Genomic DNA, 3,466 nt, shown 5'->3' with positions numbered 1-3,466 from the left:
GGACGCGTGGCGGGTGCGAGGAACGAGTACCCGACACGGGGCCGACCGGTGAGATTCGAGGGGCCGTGAACACGCCGGAGCGAAGCGGAGGCCGAAAATTCAGAGCGAGTGGCGGGAATCGAACCCGCGTACACGGTTTTGCAGACCGCCCCCTAAACCACTCAGGCACACCCGCATCGGAATTCATAGTGCCGTCCTGAGCCCCGCCGACACAGGGTTGCGGTCACCATGATCGAAAAACAACAAGTGCACTGGTGACGAACGAGAGTAGTAACCGATCTCAGTGAGATCCAGCACGAGACACCCAATCCCGAGAAACACAACCTTTCACACCTCGTTTCCCCAACCCCGGACAACGCCGACACCAGGTTTGCGGCGCGGCTCGCCGCTCGGACGCGGGGAACGAGTGCCCGACACGGGGCCGGGCGGTGAGCCTGCGGACGCCGCAAACCCGCCGGAGCGAAGCGGAGGCCGAAGATGGAGCCCATCTAGACTCGGGGGTATGGCTACACCCCGCCCGCTGCCCCTGGACCCGATCGCAGAGGCCCATCGCCAGTGGACCTCACATGGTTGGGGTGAGGTCGCGGACGGGATGGCGGCGGTGACCTCGCTGGTGCGGGCGCAGCAGATCGTGATGGCGCGGGTGGACGAGGCATTGCGGCCGTCGGGGCTGACCTTCTCGCGCTACGAATTGCTGGCGCTGCTGAATTTCAGCCGGACCGGCGCGTTGCCGATGGCCGTGGCCAGTGCCCGGTTGCAGGTGCATCCGACGAGTGTCACCAATACCGTCGATCGGCTCGAGGCCGCCGAACTGGTCAAGCGAGTACCGCATCCGAGTGATCGCCGCGCGACGCTGATCGAGATCACCGATGCCGGTCGCCGGTTGGTCGCGCAGGCGACCGAGGAGTTGAACGAATCGGTCTTCGCCCGGCCCGGCCTACCGCCGCAGCGCCTGCGCCAGCTACTACAGCTACTGTCGGAATTCCGGCGGGCCGCGGGCGATTTCGACATCGGCGACACACCGACGCACTGGTCCTGACGAGGATGAACATCCGACCGGCAGGCATGAAAGTCCGATTCGGAGACTGACATCACCACGCGCAGATAACCATTCAGCATCCAGCCAGCGACATGGTTGCCATGACCTTCCCATCCAGGCGCGGAAGGTTCACCATGGAGGCCATGGTGCTGGTCCTGGGGGTGTCGGCGGGCGCTGGCGGAGCTCGCGCGATGTTGACGCACTCCGACCAGCCGCATCTGCCGCCGATCGATCGCTGTACTGTGCCGCGCCGGGCCGGGGGCGGTGTCGAGGAGTCGGTGTTCACGGCCATCCGTCTGATGCGCGATGCCGCTGCACAGCGCGAGGAGTTCGTCACCGGCATCTCGGTCACCTGCCGCTGCTCCCTGCACGAGGAAGCGGTGCGGGCCATGGCCGGTCGCAGTCGCCTCACCATCGTCGACGAACCGCTCGCCCAGCTGCGGTATCTGCGCTTCAGCGAGCAGCTTCCGGACGAGGGCGCGGTACTGCTCTACGATCTGGGCGCGTCCGGACTCACCGTCACCGAGGCCGACTGCCGCACCGACGTCATCCTGGCGGTCAAGCGCAGCACCGTACTGGGCGGCGACGGACACGACGCGCTGCTGCGCTGGCATCTGGCGCACGGCGGGCTGAGCATCGATAAGCCGACCAGCCGCGCCTACAAGGAGGCATTGACCACCGCACCGGTGCTGACCGCGACCGATCTGCGCAGCGGGCAGCGAATGGTGGTGACGCGCAGCGATTTCGAGGAGCTGGCCGAGGCCGGAATCCACCATTCGGTGTCCTATGTGCGGCAGATGATCGAGGAGACGGGCGTCCCCCCGAAGGCCATCGCCCTGCTGGGCGGCTGTTCCCGCAATCCGGGTATTCGCGAGGCGCTGGGACAACTACTGGATCTGCCGGTCATCTACGATCCGGAACCGGATTTCGTCTCCGCGCGCGGTGCGGTGTTGATGGCCTCCCAATCACCCTCGGCCCGCCGTGTCCGGGGCGTGCGATTCGGTGCGCGGCCGAGCTCGAGCCCCACCGATTCCGCACCGGTGTCCAAGCGCAAACTTGTTGCCGCGCTTGCTGTTACGGCGACATTGGGAGCGACGGTGGCGGGTCTGCTGAGTACCAACCGGGATTCGAGCGCACCCACCATCCACAACACCCCGCCGACACCGGTCGAGGTCGCGGGCACCCCGGCGAAGCAGTTGCCGCCCAAGTAGTTTCGCGCTCAGATGCCGTCGAAGGTCAGCGTGGTGTGCAACAGGCTCATCGCGGCGGCACACGGGTCGGGCTGCGCGGCGTGGTCGCGGTTCTGCACCCACCAGGTGACCGTGCCGGAATCCGCACCGGTCACTCCGCAGCTGCCCGGGTCCTGCGGGTCACGCCAGTACATCCCGCCGAATCGATCGACTACTACTTTCTCGGTCCGATATCCGTACTGCGCGGCGACCTGCATCTCCCGCATCAGCACATCACCGGAGAACCAGCTGTAGCTGAGATCGACTGTGCCGCCGGCAGTTTGCGCAGTCCAGGTACAGGTCGTCGGCGCACTCTGCCGACGCACGGAGGTCGCCTTCAGCTGACCGGCCAGGGCCTGTTCGCTCAGCGGCCCGCACCCGGCGAGGATATTCGGATCATCGGCCGGGGTGCTCCGCGTCTGCGGCGTACCGCCGCCCGAACACCCGGCCACCGCGGCGGCCAGCAGCACCGCGATCGCCATCCGACCCAGCACACGCATCGCTAACCCGCCTTCGCGAGAGTATCGGCGGCGAGTTGTTCGAGGTCCGAACAACCTTGCGGCCGTGCGGGTTCGGGCCCGCTGCCGGTGAGGATCCAGTCGATGAAATCCGACCCGCCCGAGGCGACCGCGATCTCACACGCCTTCGCTCCCGACCAGAGAATGCCCGGATGACCCGCGACCTGCACCGTCGCGGGCGTGCCGAGGGTGACCTGACCGCGCCGATCCTGCAGCGAGGTCCCGCGGAACCACTGGAAGACGACGGCGTAGTCACCACCCGTGCCCGCGTCCCAGCTGCAACGCATCGGATTCGCCGCCACCTGCTGCAATCCGGTGAGCCCGGTGGCCCGGGAGATGTCGGCGTCGGAGACCGATCCGCACCGCCCGATCGCGACGGCCTGCGCCGGGACGACGGGCACGCTGGACCGCGGAACCGCGGACGGCCCGCCCGAGCTCCCACACCCGGCCACGGCCATCACCGCGCAGGTCATGACCGCAGCCCCTGCCACCTGCTTCCACACGAGGCCCACGCTACTGGAACTTGCGCCCGACGCCGAGGCCGAGCGGTCGGTGAACTCAGCGGTTGGTGAACTCGGCCGCCCGCTTCTCCACGAACGCGGCCATGCCTTCGGTCTGATCCTCGGTCGCGAACAGCGAGTGGAACACCCGCCGCTCGAACCGCAGACCCTCACCGAGCG

Annotated in this window: 4 protein-coding genes, 1 tRNA gene and 1 pseudogene; 2 read left to right on the top strand and 4 right to left on the bottom strand. The window is 67.5% G+C overall.

Going from position 1 to position 3,466, the window contains the following annotated elements; translation table 11 throughout:
- Window positions 1–103: 103 nt before the first annotated feature.
- Window positions 104–175: transfer RNA gene (locus ON40_RS06725), tRNA-Cys, on the bottom strand.
- A 327-nt stretch (window positions 176–502) separates the two neighbouring features.
- Here ON40_RS06725 and ON40_RS06720 point away from each other — a divergent pair.
- The gene (locus tag ON40_RS06720; protein WP_040819710.1) at window positions 503–1,039 is read left to right on the top strand and encodes a MarR family winged helix-turn-helix transcriptional regulator; all 537 of its coding nucleotides are present in this window, start codon (window positions 503–505) and stop codon (window positions 1,037–1,039) included.
- A gap of 134 nt (window positions 1,040–1,173) precedes the next feature.
- Complete coding sequence (locus ON40_RS06715) at window positions 1,174–2,250, top strand: Hsp70 family protein (protein ID WP_245567697.1); 1,077 nt, start codon at window positions 1,174–1,176, stop codon at window positions 2,248–2,250.
- A gap of 8 nt (window positions 2,251–2,258) precedes the next feature.
- Here ON40_RS06715 and ON40_RS47955 read toward each other — a convergent pair whose 3' ends face one another.
- The 3 genes and pseudogenes from ON40_RS47955 to ON40_RS54380 form a co-directional block, all read right to left on the bottom strand.
- Entirely contained in the window at window positions 2,259–2,768 is a 510-nt protein-coding gene (locus ON40_RS47955) for a DUF3558 family protein (RefSeq protein ID WP_051192767.1), read from the bottom strand.
- A 2-nt stretch (window positions 2,769–2,770) separates the two neighbouring features.
- The gene (locus ON40_RS06705) at window positions 2,771–3,289 is read right to left on the bottom strand and encodes a DUF3558 domain-containing protein (RefSeq protein ID WP_169541830.1); all 519 of its coding nucleotides are present in this window, start codon (window positions 3,287–3,289) and stop codon (window positions 2,771–2,773) included.
- A gap of 55 nt (window positions 3,290–3,344) precedes the next feature.
- Window positions 3,345–3,466 (bottom strand): annotated as a pseudogene (locus ON40_RS54380) (enoyl-CoA hydratase); the annotation flags it as partial.

Source organism: Nocardia jiangxiensis NBRC 101359 (assembly GCF_000308615.1).
In the GTDB taxonomy this organism is placed as follows: Bacteria; Actinomycetota; Actinomycetes; order Mycobacteriales; family Mycobacteriaceae; genus Nocardia; species Nocardia jiangxiensis.
This window is presented reverse-complemented; position numbering and strand designations above follow the sequence as displayed.

Bases quoted from the DNA above. Each gene is read 5' to 3' on its own strand.
- ON40_RS06720 (WP_040819710.1), top strand. From the start codon at position 503: ATGGCTACACCCCGCCCGCTGCCCCTGGACCCGATCGCAGAGGCCCAT.
- ON40_RS47955 (WP_051192767.1), bottom strand. From the start codon at position 2,768: ATGCGTGTGCTGGGTCGGATGGCGATCGCGGTGCTGCTGGCCGCCGCG.
- ON40_RS06715 (WP_245567697.1), top strand. From the start codon at position 1,174: ATGGAGGCCATGGTGCTGGTCCTGGGGGTGTCGGCGGGCGCTGGCGGA.